This is a genomic window from Mycobacterium sp. E3247 (assembly GCF_001667785.1).
In the GTDB taxonomy this organism is placed as follows: domain Bacteria; phylum Actinomycetota; class Actinomycetes; order Mycobacteriales; family Mycobacteriaceae; genus Mycobacterium.
On record NZ_LZJG01000494.1, the window covers coordinates 1 to 654 of the forward strand.

Genomic DNA, 654 nt, shown 5'->3' on the forward strand with positions numbered 1-654 from the left:
TGGGAAGAGTTCGAGGACAAGGTCGACCGGATCGTCACCATCGGCGCCTTCGAGGCTTTCAAGATGGAGCGGTACGCCGCGTTCTTCGAACGCGCCCACAACATTCTTCCCGACGACGGCCGCATGTTATTGCATACCATTTTGACCTACACCCAGAAACAGCAGTACGAACGCGGCGTCCCCATCACGATGAATGATCTTCGATTCGCGCGATTCATTGGCACTGAAATTTTCCCGGGCGGACAATTGCCGGCGCAGGAAGACATCTTCAGGTTCGCCGGCGAAGCGGGGTTTTCCGTGCAGCAGGTCCACTCGCTGCAGCTGCACTACGCGAGGACCCTGGAGACCTGGGCTGCCGCCCTCGAGGCCAATCGCGAGCAGGCCGTCGCCATCCAGTCGCAAGAGGTCTACGACCGCTACATGAAGTACCTGACCGGCTGCGCGAAGCTGTTCCGCCAGGGTTACACGGACGTCGACCAGTTCACGCTGGAAAAGTAGCGGTCCCCGGCCCCTCGCCACCTACTTCACGAGGGTGAACTGCCCGACATTGCTGATGCCCTTGCGGAAGAAGTTCTCACAGCCGGTCAGGTAGTGCATGTACTTGCCGTAGACCTCTTCGGACTGCAGCTCGACCGCCTGCTTGCGGTTGGCGGC

Annotated in this window: 2 protein-coding genes; one reads left to right on the forward strand and one right to left on the reverse strand. The window is 60.2% G+C overall.

All coding sequences use genetic code 11. The annotated features are described in order from the left end of the window. A partial coding sequence (locus A9X04_RS24930) for a class I SAM-dependent methyltransferase (RefSeq protein ID WP_197509380.1) occupies window positions 1-498 on the forward strand: 498 nt, incomplete at its 5' end. A gap of 21 nt (window positions 499-519) precedes the next feature. Here the strand turns inward: A9X04_RS24930 and A9X04_RS30030 are convergent. After that, window positions 520-654, reverse strand: a 135-nt coding sequence (locus A9X04_RS30030; protein ID WP_197509383.1) for a class I SAM-dependent methyltransferase, incomplete at its 5' end; no start/stop codon positions are given.